The sequence below is a fragment of the Microbacterium sp. RURRCA19A genome (assembly GCF_900156455.1).
GTDB lineage: Bacteria > Actinomycetota > Actinomycetes > Actinomycetales > Microbacteriaceae > Microbacterium.
Window position 1 is genome coordinate 119,852 of sequence record NZ_FTNQ01000001.1, and the last position, 13,694, is coordinate 133,545.

The following is a 13,694-nucleotide window of genomic DNA, read 5'->3' on the forward strand; positions in this document are numbered from 1 at the left end:
TTGTCGTTTCCGGTTCACCGGAAAGTCACGCCTTCGTGTCGGATTCATGCTAGCCAGAGGGCCTGGGAAGGTGGACAATACGCGCTCGTCGTTGTCCTTTCGTGATGACCCGCCCGTGTGCGCTCCGCGGGCAACCCCGCGGGTGGGTGTCCGAGGGGGTTGATAGTTTGGAGCGATGACAGCGTCGCTGCCGCAGCCCCCTGAGTCCGCCTCCGCTGGGTCGGAGGACGATGCGGCGAGCGTCGACGCCTCTCCCACGCCCCCGCCTCGCCCGCGCACGCCCCGACGTCCCGCCGCCGCTTCACCGCGTGCGACGGCGGATTCGGATGCCGCGGCCGACGACGACACGCCGGAGGTGAAGAAGTCGACGCCGCGAACGTCGTCGGCACGCAACGCCTCCACCGGAGCTGCGCCCCGCAGCCCGCGCACGCCGGCGGCGAAGAAGCCGGCGACGCCGCGCACGCCGGCGGCGAGGAAACCCGCGACGCCGCGCACACCGGCGGCGAAGAAGCCCGCGACGCCCCGCACGCCGGCGGCGAAGAAGCCGGCCGCTCCCCGGAAGAAGCCGGCGGTGCCGGGCACGGCCGCATCGGTGGTGCCGGATGACGCGAGCCCGATGGTCGATCCGGGACCGCCGCCGCCGCTGCCGACCGACCTCGTCGTGCCGCCGAGGCCCCCTCTGCCCCCCGTGAGTGCGTCGCCCGCCGTCTCCGACCCCACGCCGGCGGACGTCGCCGTCGAGGAGCCGAAGGTCGTCGAGGAACCACCGGCCGTCGAGTCGGCGGTCGGTACCGATACGGCCGTCGAAGAGCCTTCCCCGGGGGACGTCATCCCATCGGATGAGAATGCGGCCCCCATCGAGCCCGTGGCTGAGGAGCCGGCGGTCGACCCGGAGCCCGTGGCCGAGGAGCAGGTGGTCGAGGAGCCGGTGCCCGCGGTTCAGGAGCCGGTGCTGGTTGCCGACGAGCCCGAGGCCGGTGCGGAGCCGGCGGGGGACGAGTCCGGCACGGGCGAGTCCCTCCGCGCTGAGGAGATCACCGCCGACGAAGCATCGACGGACGATCCGATGCCCGCCGACATCGCGCTGGAGCCGTCGCCGGCGCCCGAACAGGGCACCGATCCGCTCGAGGCCGACGTCACCGCGACGGGGTCGGCCGAGACTCCGGACGCGTCCGCGGCCGAGGTCGCCGGCGCCGCAGCGGGCCCCGACGCCTCGGGCGAGCAGGCCGTCGCGAGTGACGTCCCGGCTCTGAGCCTGCGCAACGTCACCAAGACGTTCGGCGAGCTGCGTGCGGTCGACGGTGTCGACCTGACCGTTCCCGCGGGATCGTTCTATGGGCTCGTCGGGCCGAACGGCGCGGGCAAGACGACGACGCTCTCGATCATCGCCGGTCTTCTGCGTTCCAACGGCGGCACGGTCGAGATCAACGGCGTCGACGCGAAGCGCCACCCGCGCGCGGCCAAGAAGCTGATCGGTGTGCTCCCGGACCGGCTGCGCACCTTCGACCGCCTCACCGGCCGCCAGCTCCTGTCGTACTACGGTGCGCTGCGCGGTCTGCCCTCGCCGGTGGTCGAGAGTCGGGCCGCCGATCTGGCGCGCGCCTTCGACCTCGTCGAGGCGCTCGGTCGTCCGGTATCGGACTACTCGGCTGGAATGACGAAGAAGGTCATGCTGGCGGGGGCGATGATCCATTCGCCGCGTCTGCTCGTGCTCGACGAACCCTTCGAGGCCGTCGATCCGGTCTCCAGCGGGGTCATCCTCGACATCCTGCGCGCATACGTCGATCACGGCGGCACCGTGATCTTGTCGAGTCACGGCATGGAACTGGTGGAGCGCGTGTGTTCGCGTGTCGCCGTCATCGTGTCGGGACAGGTGCTCGCCGAGGGCACCGTCGATGAGGTCCGCGGCGAGTCGACGCTCGAGCAGCGTTTCCTCGAGCTCTCCGGCGGGTTGGGCGACGTGGAGGGCCTCGAGTGGTTGCACACGTTCTCCGCCTGAGGCTTGCGATGATGCTCGGCGCCCTTCGGGGCGACCGGGATCAAGTGCTGCGGCGCGCCGTCGGTCTGTTCGTCCTCGTCGTCGGCACGGTCTTCGCCGCTGTCAACGTGGTCGCCCTGGCGGATTCCGACCGTCTGACCACCGCGGTGGTGACGGTGCTCGCCGGGTCAGCGGTCACCCTGGGCTTCGCCATCGCCCCGCCGGTCACGGCATCCGTCGATCCGCTCGATCCGCGCCGCTTCGCCGTCGTCGGACCCGAGCCGCGCCCGCTGGCGGCGGCGCTGCTGCTGGCGGGGTTCTTCAGCGTGCCCGTGATCGTGGTGATCGTCCTGGCCGTCTCCCTCGCCGTGGCCTGGACCGCGCAAGGCGCTCCCGTCGGCGCCGCGATCGTGTCGATCGTCCTCGGCGTGGCCACGTGCGTGCTCTTGGCCCGAGTGAGTCTCGCCCTCGGCGCACTGGTGCGCCGCCCCCGCCAATCCCGCGAACTGCTCGGCGTCTACCTCGTCGCGGTACTCGTCGTGGTCGTGCCCGTGGGGATCTTCCTCGGCTCACTCGAGTGGCGCGGAGCGGTTCCGTCGCAGCTGGTGTCCGCGGCCGAGGTGCTCGGGTGGACGCCGATCGGGGCGGCGTGGAACATCGCACTCGCTCCGACCCCGGGCGCGGCCGCGGCGAGTGTCGTCGTGTCGCTCGCGACCCTGGCCCTCTTGGCGTCCGCGTGGTTCGTCCTCGTCCGCGTGCTGCTGACGACGACGCCTCGCCCGTTCACGGTCCGCGAGCGCGCAGGCCTGGGGTGGTTCGCGCTGCTCCCCGGCACGCCCGGGGGCGCCGTCGCCGCGCGGAGCCTGTCGTACTGGTTCCGGGATCGCCGCTACGTACTCAACGTGGTGGTGGTTCCGATCGCCGCGGTGCTCACGACGCTCCCCCTGATAGTGGCCGGTGTGCCGATCGAGTACGCCGTCCTGCTCCCCGCGCCGATCATCGCCCTCTTCCTCGGGTGGCTTCCGCACAACGATCTGGCATACGACTCCACGGCGCTCTGGATGCACATCGCCAGCGGTGTCCGCGGTCTCCCCGACCGGATGGGGCGCCTCGTCCCGGTCGTCCTGATCGCCCTCCCTCTGCTGGCGATCGCGATCCCGCTCGCCATCGCCGTGCACGGTCGGTGGGCCTTCGCGCCCGCACTCGTGGGGGTCTGCGCGGCTCTGCTCCTCTCGGGGCTGGGGCTGTCGAGCGTCGCCTCGGTCGTCGCTCCGTACGCCGTGTCCCGCCCGGGCGACAGTCCTTTCCAGCAGCCGCAGCGCACCGGCTCGGGCGGTGTCCTGTCGCAGGGGCTCGTCATGGTGGGAGCCGTGGTGGCGGCGAGTCCGTCGATCTGGTTCGCCTGGCAGGCCGTGGCATCCGATACCGCCGATGCTTTCGCCGCGCTGTGGGCGGGGCTCGGTGTCGGGGTGGTCGTCTTCGTGGTCGGGGTCGCGGCCGGAGCGGCGCAGTTCGAGCGGCGGGGAACACGGCTCATGGAGTTCGCCGAAGCCACCTGAGGCGGCGACGGAGCTCCACCTCCGGCGGGGCCGGATCAGCAGAACCGTCCGTGCCCCGCGGTCCGCGGCTACACTGGCAGACCATGAGCACGCCTCTCGACCGACCGGACAGCGGGGGTCTCGCGACCCTGGATCGCGAGCTCGAAGAGCTCATCCGCGAGGAGAACATCGAGCCGGGTGATCACGAGCGGTTCTCGCACTACGTCAAGAAGGACAAGATCCTCGAGTCGGCTCTCACGGGCAAGCCCGTGCGCGCTCTGTGCGGGAAGAAGTGGACCCCGGGCCGCGATCCCGAGAAGTTCCCGGTGTGCCCGCAGTGCAAAGAGATCTACGAATCCCTCAACACGTGACCTCTCTGCGCCTCAGGTGAGGGTGATGGTCGTGGTCCGCGAGGTCGAGCCGTCGCTGCCGTAGATCGTGAGCGTGACCGAGTAGGTTCCCGCGGCGATCGGATAGGTGTTCTCATCGGGGTACCAGTTCAGGTTCTGCGCGTATCCGCCGAGCGCGATCGTGAACAGGCCCGCCAGGGTCGTGGGCACGGCCGGTGACGGGGGCACGATCTCGATGGTGTACTGCACCATCGCGGGTTCCGGGTCTCGCGTCGGCCACCACGTGATGTTCTGGTCGTAATGGGCGGAGGCGTAGATCGCGAGGGGTCCGCGGACGGTGTTCGTGACGGGGTCGTACTTGCCGCCGTCCGTCACGGTCCAGTCATCGCCGATCCGCAGCTTCGAGATCGGTACGGACGTGGCGGACATCGCCACGGCGGGCACGAACGTCGCCGCGATCGCCGGTGCGACCCACGCCGCGCTGGAAAGGACGGCGCGGCGGCTGGTGTCGCCCCCGCGGGATGACGGAGCATCGTCGGGCATGGAACTCTCCGTTCGGTGCGTGTACCGCCCGAACGCTGGGCGCTCAAGAGCCCGGAGGAGCAGGGCGGAGCTTCCACGCTAGGCACCGTCGCGGCGGCTCTCATCGGCCGGCCCGAGAATCTCACCCGAGTCGTCGGGGCTTTCGCCCTCGCGCGTCGGCCGCGAGCTCAGGCTTCCGCGTACTCGGTGGGCAGTGCCGGCTCGGAGCGGCTCAGTGCGAGCGCGCGTACGGGCAGTTCCTCGCGCACGCGGGCGTGGTGCACGCGCGCCGCGTTCACTCCCTCCGGCCCGAGGGCCGCGGTGTCGGGTTCGCCGGCCACGACGAGAGGGACCTGGAGCGCCCGGGCGTCGGGGTGCTCGGCGGCCGTCGCGAGTTCTTCGAAGCCCTCGCTCACGACGATCAGCTCCGACGTGGCCGTTCCGCCGTCGAGCGTGCGGAACGCGGCTTTACGGCCGCCGTGCGAGGCCTTCTGAGCCGAGGCCTTCGCGACCGGGACCCACGACCCGTCCGCCGCGGCGCGCGCCACCAGTTTGAAGACCAGTCCCGCGGTGGGTGTGCCCGATCCCGTCACGACCGATGTGCCGACGCCGTAGCTGTCGACGGGTGCGGCGGCGAGGGCGGCGATGGCGAACTCGTCGAGATCGCTCGTGACGGTGATGCGCGTCCCGGTGGCACCGAGCTCGTCGAGGAGCGTGCGCACCTCCCCGGCGACGATCGGGAGGTCTCCGGAGTCGATGCGCACTCCACCCAGCTCCGTGCCGGCCACGTGCACCGCCGTCCGAACGCCCTGGGCTATGTCGTACGTGTCGATGAGCAGCGTCGTTCCGGCGCCGAGCGCGTCGATCTGCGACCGGAACGCGTCCTCCTCGCTGTCGTGCAGCAGCGTCCAGGCGTGGGCTGCGGTGCCCATGGTCGGGACGCCCCAGCGGCGGCCCGCCTCGAGATTGCTCGTGGCCGAGAACCCGGCGATGTAGGCGGCGCGGGCTGCCGCGACGGCGGACTCCTCGCCGGCTCGACGCGACCCCATCTCGGCGAGCGGGCGGTCGCCCGCGGCGACGCTCATCCGAGCGGCCGCGGTCGCCACCGCGGAGTCGAAGTTCAGCACGCTCAGGGCGAGCGTCTCGAGGATCACGGCCTCGGCGAACGTCCCCTCGATCGTGAGCAGCGGCGAACCGGGGAAGTAGACCTCGCCTTCGCGGTAGCCCGTGATCGAGCCCGTGAAGCGGTACGCCGCGAGGTAGTCGAGGGTGCCGGCATCCACGATCCGGTTGTCGCGCAGGTAACGGAGCTCGTCGTCGCCGAAGCGGAAGTCGCGGATCGCGTCGAGCAGTCGCCCGGTTCCGGCGACGACGCCGAAGCGTCGGCCACCGGAGAGGCGTCGACCGAAGACCTCGAACACGCAGCGGCGGTGCGCGGTGCCGTCACGGAGCCCCGCATCGAGCATGGTGAGTTCGTAGCGGTCGGTGAGGAGGGCCGTACTGCGGGTCATCGCGCCAGCCTATTCCGGCCGCGGCGCCTTTCCTGGGCCCGCGATCGCGCTTGACACGGTCGTCCGCCGTGCCGGACTCCGGACTTTTCGCTCGAGACGGATGCCATTGCCGACGCCGATCCGCTGATCGGCGGGATTCTCCGGAGTCCGGTACGCCGAGCCGTCCCACCCGGCCGCGCAGCGGCCGCCGGGTAGGCTGGATGCCTATGAACGACGCGCCGATCGGCATCTTCGACTCCGGGGTCGGTGGTCTCACCGTCGCCCGCGCGGTCTCGGCGCAGCTGCCGCGGGAGTCGATCCTCTACATCGGCGACACCGCGCGCTCGCCCTACGGGCCGAAGCCGATCGCCGACGTCCGTCGGTACGCGCTCGAGGTGCTGGACACCCTGGTCGAACAGGGCGTGAAGATGCTCGTGATCGCCTGCAACACGGCATCCGCCGCCATGCTCCGCGACGCCCGCGAGCGCTACGACGTTCCCGTGGTCGAGGTCATCGGTCCGGCGGTGCGCACGGCGATGTCGACGACCCGCAACGGTCGGATCGGTGTGATCGGCACCGTCGGCACGATCGGCTCACGCGCCTACCAGGACATGCTCGAGGTCAACGAGCGTCTCACCGTCTTCGCCGAGGCGGCACCGCGGTTCGTCGAGTTCGTCGAGGCGGGGGTCACCGACTCGCCCGAGGTTCTCGCGGTCGCCGAGGAGTACCTCGTGCCGCTCCGCCGCGCCGGCGTCGACACGCTCGTCCTCGGGTGCACGCACTACCCGTTCCTGGAGGGCGCCATCAGCTACGTGATGGGCCCCGAGGTGAGCCTGGTCTCGAGCGACAGCGAGACCGCGAAGGACGTGTACCGCCAGCTCGTGTCCGGTGACCTGCTCGCCGGACCGGATGCCGTCCCCACCCACCGTTACGAGGCGACGGGCGCCTCGGCCGACGAGTTCGTGCGCCTCGCGCACCGCCTGATGGGTCGCGAGATCCGCGACGTGCAGCTGGTGCAGACCGGCGCCATCGACCTGCCGCGCTGAGGCGTGGCATCCATTCCGTCCTGAGGAGGACCCATGACCCGCAAAGACGGCCGGACCGACGACCAGCTGCGCCCCGTGACCATCGAGCGGGGGTGGTCCGCGCACGCCGAGGGCTCGGCGCTCATCACCTTCGGCGGCACGAAGGTGCTGTGCACCGCCTCGTTCACGAACGGCGTGCCGCGCTGGCTCACCGGCAAGGGCAAGGGCTGGGTCACGGCCGAGTACGCGATGCTGCCGCGCGCGACGAACAGCCGCAACGACCGCGAGAGCATCAAGGGCAAGGTCGGTGGCCGCACGCACGAGATCTCGCGACTCATCGGCCGCGCGCTGCGGGCCGTCGTCGACACGAAGGCTCTGGGTGAGAACACGATCGTCATCGACTGCGACGTGCTGCAGGCCGACGGCGGCACCCGCACCGCCGCGATCACGGGCGCGTACGTCGCCCTCGCGGATGCCATCGCCTGGGGTCGCGAGAAGAAGTTCATCGCGCAGCGGTCCGAGGTGCTCGTGGACTCGGTGTCCGCCGTGTCGGTCGGCATCATCGACGGCACCCCCATGCTCGACCTCGCCTACGTCGAGGACGTCCGCGCCGAGACCGACATGAACGTCGTGGTCACCGGCCGCGGTCTGTTCGTCGAGGTGCAGGGCACCGCCGAGGGCGCGCCGTTCGACAAGCGCGAACTCGACCAGCTGCTGGAGCTCGGCGTCAACGGCTGCGCGCAGCTGCGCGACCTGCAGACCGCGGCGCTGGAGGGCTGACGTGGCCCGCGTCGTCCTGGCCACGCACAACCCGCACAAGGTCGAGGAGTTCCAGGCGATCGTCGCCGCCACCCGTCCCGACCTCGAGGTCGTCGCGTACGACGGCCCCGAGCCGGTCGAGGACGGCGTGACCTTCGCCGCCAACGCCCTCATCAAGGCCCGCGCGGCTGCGGCGCACACGGGGCTTCCGGCCCTGGCCGATGACTCCGGCGTCGTGGTGGACGTGCTGGGCGGTTCGCCCGGCGTCTTCTCGGCCTACTGGGCGGGGCACAAGAAGGATGCCGCGGCCAACCTCGAGCTGCTCCTCGACCAGCTGTCCGATGTGGCCGACCCGCACCGCACGGCGCAGTTCGTGTCGGTGATCGCGCTGGTGCGCCCCGACGGCACCGAGGACACGGTCGAGGGACGGTGGCCCGGGCGTCTTGCGACGGCGCCCGCGGGTCCCGGCGGCTTCGGCTACGACCCGATCTTCATCCCGGACGGACAGGATGCCGGCGCGGAGCGAACGGTCGGCGAATGGTCGGCGGAGGAGAAGAACGCCCAGTCGCACCGGGCGCGGGCGTTCGGCCGCCTCGTGCCGCTGCTGCGGACGCTCTGACACCCGCGCCGAGAGCGAAAACCGCTCTCATTCCCGACTAGCCCGAAACGCCTCTGCATCCGCGGATCCGGCTCTAGCCTGGATCCATGCACGATCACGCGCCCGCCGGCGGCATCCGCGATGCCGGACACCGACGGCTGCTCGCGATCGCCCTGAGCCTCACGGCGACCGTGATGATCGTGCAGGTCGTCGGCGCGATCCTCACCGGCTCGCTCGCACTGCTGGCTGACGCCGCGCACATGTTCACCGATGCCGCGGCGCTGGTGGTCGCGCTCATCGCGACGGCGATCGCGGCGCGTCCCGCTGACGACCGCCGCACGTTCGGGTACCAACGTGCCGAGGTGCTCGGGGCGCTCGTGAACGGCATCGTGCTCATCGTCCTGAGCCTGTGGGTCGCGTTCGAAGCCGTGCAGCGGCTGCTCGCTCCCGCCGAGGCCGAGGTCCAGGGTGGCCTGATGCTCGTGGTCGCCGTCGTGGGGCTGCTCGCGAACGCCGTGTCGACGTGGTTGCTGGGCCGCGCGCAGAAGCGCAGCATCAACGTGCGCGGTGCGTACCTCGAGGTGCTCGGCGACCTGATCGGATCCGCGGCGGTGATCGTCGCGGCCATCGTCATCGTCACGACCGGGTTCGTGCAGGCGGATGCCATCGCCTCGCTGTTCATCGCGGTGATGATCGTCCCGCGGGCCATCGGGCTGCTGCGCGAGGTCATGGCGGTGCTGACCGAGTCCGCGCCGACGGGCGTGCACGTGGCCGAGATCCGCGAGCACCTGCGCGGGGCCGACGGCGTCGTCGACGTGCACGACGTCCACGTGTGGCAGCTCACGCGCGGAGCCCCGGTGTTCAGCGCCCACGTCGTCGTGGAGGAGGCTGCCCTGACCGACGGTCGGGCGTCGCGGATTCTGGCATCCCTCCAGACGTGCCTCGCCGACCACTTCGACGTCGAGCACTCCACGTTCCAGCTCGAACCCGCCGGTCACGTCGAGCACGACGCGCAGCACGCCTGACGCTCAGCCCTCCCGGACGACCTCGGCCGGGTCCTTGTCGGGCCGCAGCCCCCGCCAGCGCGCCTGGCGCAGGATGCCACCGGGCGTGAACTCCGCGAACTCCACCTCGCCCACCAGCACGGGGCGCACCCACAGGGCATCGCGCGCGTCCGCCGCGGGGACGCCCACGAACGGGTCGGCATCCGTCCGGAGCGGCTCCAGCTGTTCCGTCAGGCGCGCGAGCGTCTGTTCGCCGAAGCCCGAGCCCACCCGCCCGGCGTACTGCAGGCCGTCCGCCGACGGCACACCGACCAGGAGCGAACCGATCGTGCCCGCGCGGTTGCCCTTCCCGGGCCGGATGCCGCCGATGACGACCTCCTGCGTGCGCGAGTGCTTGACCTTGAGCCAGCGGTCGGAGCGCTGACCCCGCCGGTACGGGGCGTGCGGGTCCTTCACGACGATGCCCTCGAGCCCGAATCGCCCGCTCGCCGCCAGCGCCGCCTCGACATCGTCGAAGACCGGGGGGACCACGACGACGGACGCGGCGTTCGCGGCGAGGTGTTCGAGGACCCTACGGCGCTCGGCGAGCGGCAACGCCGTGACGTCCCGACCGTCCGCTTCGAGCACGTCGAAAAGGTACAGCTGCACCGGGGTCCGGGCGGCCTCCTGCGCGATGTCGCGCGCCTGGGCGAGGTTCATGCGCTTCTGCAGCAGCGGAAAGCTCGGGCGCCCGTGCGCGTCGAGGGCGACGATCTCACCGTCGATCACGGCGGGTGCCGAACCCAGGCCGAGCTCTACGGAGGTGAGCTCGGGATAGGCGGCGGTGAGGTCGTTGCCGTTGCGCGACCGCAGGCGCAGGTGCTTACCGTCCCAGATGCCGATGCCGCGGATGCCATCCCACTTCATCTCCACCCACTCGCGGCCCCAGCGCGCGGCGGAGGCGCGGGCCAGGCCCGAGGTGGAGGCGGTGGCGAGCATGGGGCGCAGGTCGGCGGCAGGGGGAGCGGCGGGAACGACGACTTCCCCTTCGCTCTGCGGGCGGCCGTCGGCATCCGTCTTCATCCGGTGGAGCAGCCACTGCGACTTCTCGCCCGAGCCCTCCGTGCGGATGAGGGCGAGGCGGACTCGGCCGAGCGGACCGTCGGGGTCACCGGTCAGAGTCGCGATGACCTCGTCGTCGCGCCACTTCTCGAGCTCGTAGGTGCCGGTGTCCCAGACGGTCATCGTTCCCGCGCCGTACTGTCCGCGGGGGATCTCACCCGCGAAGTCGAGGTACTGCATCGGGTGGTCTTCGGTCATCACGGCGAGGCTGTTCCTCCCCGTCGTCGCCGGAACGCCCTTGGGGACCGCCCAGCTGACCAGCACGCCGTCGCGTTCGAGACGCAGGTCCCAGTGCAGCCGCGATGCGTGGTGCTCCTGGATCACGAACCTGGGGCGGCCTTCTCCTGCCGCCGCGGGGTGCGGGGCGTCGGGCATCGGCTCGGGTGTCCGCCCGGCCGTGCGCTTGGCGATGTACGCGCGGAGAAGGCCGTCGACGGGGTCGACCGCCGCCAGCGGATCGCCGGAACGCTCGAGCACCTCGGCGAAGAGCAGGTGGCGCAGGCCCGGGTCGTCGAGCTCCTCCCACGTGCGCGGGGCGGCGACGGTCGGCTCGGCACGGCCGCGCAGCGAGTACGGCGCGATGGTCGTCTTCGAGCCGTTGTTCTGGCTCCAGTCGATGAACACCCTGCCGGGGCGCGCGGCCTTGGACATCTGGCTCACGACGAGGTCGGGGTGATCGGCCTCGATCGCCCGGGCCAGCTCCTTCGCGACGGCGCTGACCGCGTCGCTCGTCTGCGTCCCGTCGAGGTGCGCGTAGAGATGGATGCCTTTGCTCCCACTGGTGACCGGCTGCGGGTCGAGGCCGATGTCGAGCAGGATCGCCCGCGCCCATCGGGCGACCTCGGCGCACTCCGCGAGTCCGACGCCGGGCCCCGGGTCCAGGTCCAGGACGATGCGGTCGGGATTCTGTCGGACCCCGTCGCCGTCGAAGCGCCACTGCGGCACGTGCAGCTCGAGGCTCGCCACCTGGGCGAGGTACACCAGCGCCGGGACGTCCTCGACCAGCGGATAGTCCTTCGCGCCCGACGAATGATCGATGGGATGCCGTGGCATCCAGTCCGGAGCTCCGGGCTCCAGCGCCTTCGCGAAGAAGGGCTCACCCGGCTCGGTCGCCGTCCCCACCCCGTCGGGCCAGCGCTTTCGCGTCACCGGACGGCCGCGGACGTGGGGGAGCAGACGGGGGGCGATGCGACTGTAGTAGTCGATGACCTCGCCCTTGGTGGTCCCCGTCTCGGGGTAGAGCACCTTGTCGAGGTTCGACAGGCGCAGCCGGCGGCCGTCGATGCGCACCGTCTGCTCGGTCATCGCCCCAGCGTAGAGCGGTCACGCTGGCGGATGTCGTGGGGCTTGCGCCGCACCCGCGTGCCGCGCTCCGGATCTGAGGGGTGATCCGGCGTCGGGGGGCGCCGCCGACCTGCAACTACCCGAAGTGTTCCGGAGCGCGGGACATGGGCCGGCGGGGGAGGACCCCAGCGCAAGGGTCTCGGCATCCGGGGTGCCGGGGGTGTTCACTGGACGCATGCGATCGATCTGGAAAGGCGCGCTGACCTTCGGCCTCGTCAACGTGCCCGTCAAGGTGTACTCCGCCACCGAGGACCACGACGTGCCGCTCCACCAGGTGCACAACAAGGACGGCGGACGCATCCGCTACCAGCGCATCTGCGAGGTCGACGGCGAGGTCGTCCCGTACCAGGACATCGACCGCGCGTACGACGACGGCGAGCAGACGGTGGTGCTGACCAAGAACGACCTCGCGTCGCTCCCGAGCGAGCGCAGCCGCGAGATCGAGGTGGTCGAGTTCGTCCCGAGCGATCAGGTCGACCTGCTCACGCTCGACAAGGCCTACTACCTCGAGCCGGACTCCGTCTCGCCCAAGGCCTACGTCCTGCTGCGGAAGACCCTCGAACAGACCGACCGCACCGCGATCGTGCGGTTCTCGTTGCGCCAGAAGACGCGGCTTGCGGCCCTGCGCACACGGGGCGACGTTCTCGTGCTCCAGACCCTGCTGTGGGCCGACGAGGTGCGCGCCGCGGAGTTTCCCTCGCTCGACGAGGACGTCCGTATCTCGGCGAAGGAGCTGGAGATGTCGGCCTCGCTCGTCGAGAGCTTCTCCAAGGACTTCGACCCCGACGAGTTCGGCGATGAGTACCAGCGCGAGCTCCGGACGCTCATCGACGCCAAGCTCGAGCAGGGGGATGCCATCGACACCGCCGCCACCTTCGGAGAGCAGGATGCCGGTGACGACGGCGGGGAGGTCATCGACCTGATGGAGGCCCTCCGCGCGAGCGTCGAACGCACGCGCGCGGCTCGCGCCGAGAAGGTCGGGGAACCCGCGCCGAAGAAGAAGGCGGAGTCGAAGAAGAACGCGTCGAAGGCGTCGTAGCCGCCGCGGTCAGTGAGCGCGGTGGTCGCCGTCTTCCAGGGTCTTGGGGTCGAGAACGAGGGAGGCGGGATCGGCGGGGACGCCCGCCGCGGCTTCCCGCTTCGCGGCGGCGCGCTCGCGGAAGTAGTGCACCGCGATGAAGATCGCCGTTCCCGCGACGGCGGCGAGCAGGATGACGTCGATGTACTCGGTCACGATGTCGCGCACGAACGGGATGTAGCCCACGGCGTAGCCGATCATCGTCAGGCCGATACCCCAGATGATGGCCCCGATCAGGTTGTAGAGCGAGTACTTGCGCCACGGCATGTGCCCCACGCCGGCTGCGATGGGGGCGAAGGTGCGTACGACCGGCACGAAGCGGGCGAGGATCACGGTGATGCCCCCGAAGCGCTCGAAGAACGCGTTCGTGCGCTCCACGTTCTTTCGGCTGAAGACGCCGGAGTCTTTGCGCTCGAAGATCGAGGGCCCCGCCTTGTGGCCGATGAAGTAGCCGACTTCGCCGCCGATGAACGCGGCGAAACCGATGGCCAGGGCGACCCACCACGCGTTGATGCCGAACACCCCGTCGGGTGCCGCCGGCGTCGAGTGCGAGAGCAGCCCGGCCATGATCAGAAGCGTGTCGCCGGGAAGGAGGAAGCCGATCAGCAGGCCCGTCTCGGCGAAGATGATGAAGCACACCACCAGGAGCGCCCACGGCTGGGAGTTGGTGATGATGGCGGCCGGGTCCAGCCAGGGGAGCAGGCCTGCGGAGTGGATCACATCGGTCCCGTCGGGTCAGGAGAAACGGTGTCGTGGAAGGGATGTCCGTGCGGAAGGGGGGACTTGAACCCCCACGCCCGAAGGCACAGGAACCTAAATCCTGCGTGTCTGCCGGTTTCACCACTCCCGCGAATTGACTCATTCTAGGGCTGTGCGTCCCGCGCTCCATGTGAAGCCGCCGTCAACT

Annotated in this window: 12 protein-coding genes and 1 tRNA gene; 8 read left to right on the forward strand and 5 right to left on the reverse strand. The window is 70.8% G+C overall.

Annotated elements, in window-relative coordinates; all coding sequences use genetic code 11:
* The first annotated feature begins 175 nt into the window (after positions 1–175).
* The 3 genes from BW982_RS18620 to BW982_RS00550 all read left to right on the forward strand — a co-directional run bounded on the left by BW982_RS18620 (position 176) and on the right by BW982_RS00550 (position 3,887).
* Positions 176–1,999 (forward strand): ABC transporter ATP-binding protein, encoded by a 1,824-nt coding sequence (locus BW982_RS18620; RefSeq protein ID WP_368483017.1) that lies wholly within the window; start codon positions 176–178, stop codon positions 1,997–1,999.
* 11 nt (positions 2,000–2,010) lie between these two features.
* Entirely contained in the window at positions 2,011–3,537 is a 1,527-nt protein-coding gene (locus BW982_RS00545; protein ID WP_175611000.1) for a hypothetical protein, read from the forward strand.
* 83 nt (positions 3,538–3,620) lie between these two features.
* Positions 3,621–3,887, forward strand: coding sequence for a DUF3039 domain-containing protein (locus BW982_RS00550; protein WP_076490174.1), 267 nt, complete (start codon positions 3,621–3,623; stop codon positions 3,885–3,887).
* A 12-nt stretch (positions 3,888–3,899) separates the two neighbouring features.
* Here the strand turns inward: BW982_RS00550 and BW982_RS00555 are convergent, their stop codons facing one another.
* Entirely contained in the window at positions 3,900–4,409 is a 510-nt protein-coding gene (locus BW982_RS00555) for a hypothetical protein (protein WP_076490175.1), read from the reverse strand.
* A gap of 167 nt (positions 4,410–4,576) precedes the next feature.
* Positions 4,577–5,899, reverse strand: coding sequence for a nicotinate phosphoribosyltransferase (locus BW982_RS00560; protein WP_076490176.1), 1,323 nt, complete (start codon positions 5,897–5,899; stop codon positions 4,577–4,579).
* Positions 5,900–6,105: 206 nt separating this feature from the next.
* Between BW982_RS00560 and murI the strand changes: the two genes are divergently transcribed.
* The 4 genes from murI to BW982_RS00580 all read left to right on the forward strand — a co-directional run bounded on the left by murI (position 6,106) and on the right by BW982_RS00580 (position 9,285).
* The gene (gene murI / locus BW982_RS00565) at positions 6,106–6,924 is read left to right on the forward strand and encodes a glutamate racemase (RefSeq protein WP_076490177.1); all 819 of its coding nucleotides are present in this window, start codon (positions 6,106–6,108) and stop codon (positions 6,922–6,924) included.
* A 33-nt stretch (positions 6,925–6,957) separates the two neighbouring features.
* The gene (gene rph / locus BW982_RS00570) at positions 6,958–7,683 is read left to right on the forward strand and encodes a ribonuclease PH (RefSeq protein ID WP_076490178.1); all 726 of its coding nucleotides are present in this window, start codon (positions 6,958–6,960) and stop codon (positions 7,681–7,683) included.
* Between the two features lies 1 nt (position 7,684).
* Positions 7,685–8,281 (forward strand): RdgB/HAM1 family non-canonical purine NTP pyrophosphatase, encoded by a 597-nt coding sequence (gene rdgB / locus BW982_RS00575; protein ID WP_076490179.1) that lies wholly within the window; start codon positions 7,685–7,687, stop codon positions 8,279–8,281.
* A gap of 86 nt (positions 8,282–8,367) precedes the next feature.
* Positions 8,368–9,285 (forward strand): cation diffusion facilitator family transporter, encoded by a 918-nt coding sequence (locus tag BW982_RS00580; protein ID WP_076490180.1) that lies wholly within the window; start codon positions 8,368–8,370, stop codon positions 9,283–9,285.
* A gap of 3 nt (positions 9,286–9,288) precedes the next feature.
* Here BW982_RS00580 and BW982_RS00585 read toward each other — a convergent pair whose 3' ends face one another.
* Positions 9,289–11,670 carry an ATP-dependent DNA ligase gene (locus tag BW982_RS00585; protein ID WP_076490181.1) on the reverse strand — a complete coding sequence of 794 codons (2,382 nt, stop codon included), beginning with the start codon at positions 11,668–11,670 and terminating at the stop codon, positions 9,289–9,291.
* 214 nt (positions 11,671–11,884) lie between these two features.
* Here BW982_RS00585 and BW982_RS00590 point away from each other — a divergent pair, with 214 nt between their 5' ends.
* On the forward strand, positions 11,885–12,748 hold the full coding sequence (locus BW982_RS00590; RefSeq protein WP_076490182.1) for a non-homologous end joining protein Ku: 864 nt from the start codon (positions 11,885–11,887) through the stop codon (positions 12,746–12,748).
* Between the two features lie 9 nt (positions 12,749–12,757).
* Here the strand turns inward: BW982_RS00590 and BW982_RS00595 are convergent, their stop codons facing one another.
* Together BW982_RS00595 and BW982_RS00600 are read right to left on the reverse strand one after the other, a co-directional pair.
* Entirely contained in the window at positions 12,758–13,504 is a 747-nt protein-coding gene (locus BW982_RS00595; protein WP_083696562.1) for a DedA family protein, read from the reverse strand.
* Between the two features lie 51 nt (positions 13,505–13,555).
* Positions 13,556–13,637: transfer RNA gene (locus BW982_RS00600), tRNA-Leu, on the reverse strand.
* Between the last annotated feature and the right edge of the window lie 57 nt (positions 13,638–13,694).

Excerpts from the sequence above, each read along its gene's own strand:
- BW982_RS18620 (WP_368483017.1), top strand. The coding sequence starts at position 176 with ATGACAGCGTCGCTGCCGCAGCCCCCTGAGTCCGCCTCCGCTGGGTCG.
- BW982_RS00545 (WP_175611000.1), top strand. The coding sequence starts at position 2,011 with ATGCTCGGCGCCCTTCGGGGCGACCGGGATCAAGTGCTGCGGCGCGCC.
- BW982_RS00550 (WP_076490174.1), top strand. The coding sequence starts at position 3,621 with ATGAGCACGCCTCTCGACCGACCGGACAGCGGGGGTCTCGCGACCCTG.
- BW982_RS00555 (WP_076490175.1), bottom strand. The coding sequence starts at position 4,409 with ATGCCCGACGATGCTCCGTCATCCCGCGGGGGCGACACCAGCCGCCGC.
- BW982_RS00560 (WP_076490176.1), bottom strand. The coding sequence starts at position 5,899 with ATGACCCGCAGTACGGCCCTCCTCACCGACCGCTACGAACTCACCATG.
- murI (WP_076490177.1), top strand. The coding sequence starts at position 6,106 with ATGAACGACGCGCCGATCGGCATCTTCGACTCCGGGGTCGGTGGTCTC.
- rph (WP_076490178.1), top strand. The coding sequence starts at position 6,958 with ATGACCCGCAAAGACGGCCGGACCGACGACCAGCTGCGCCCCGTGACC.
- BW982_RS00580 (WP_076490180.1), top strand. The coding sequence starts at position 8,368 with ATGCACGATCACGCGCCCGCCGGCGGCATCCGCGATGCCGGACACCGA.
- BW982_RS00585 (WP_076490181.1), bottom strand. The coding sequence starts at position 11,670 with ATGACCGAGCAGACGGTGCGCATCGACGGCCGCCGGCTGCGCCTGTCG.
- BW982_RS00590 (WP_076490182.1), top strand. The coding sequence starts at position 11,885 with ATGCGATCGATCTGGAAAGGCGCGCTGACCTTCGGCCTCGTCAACGTG.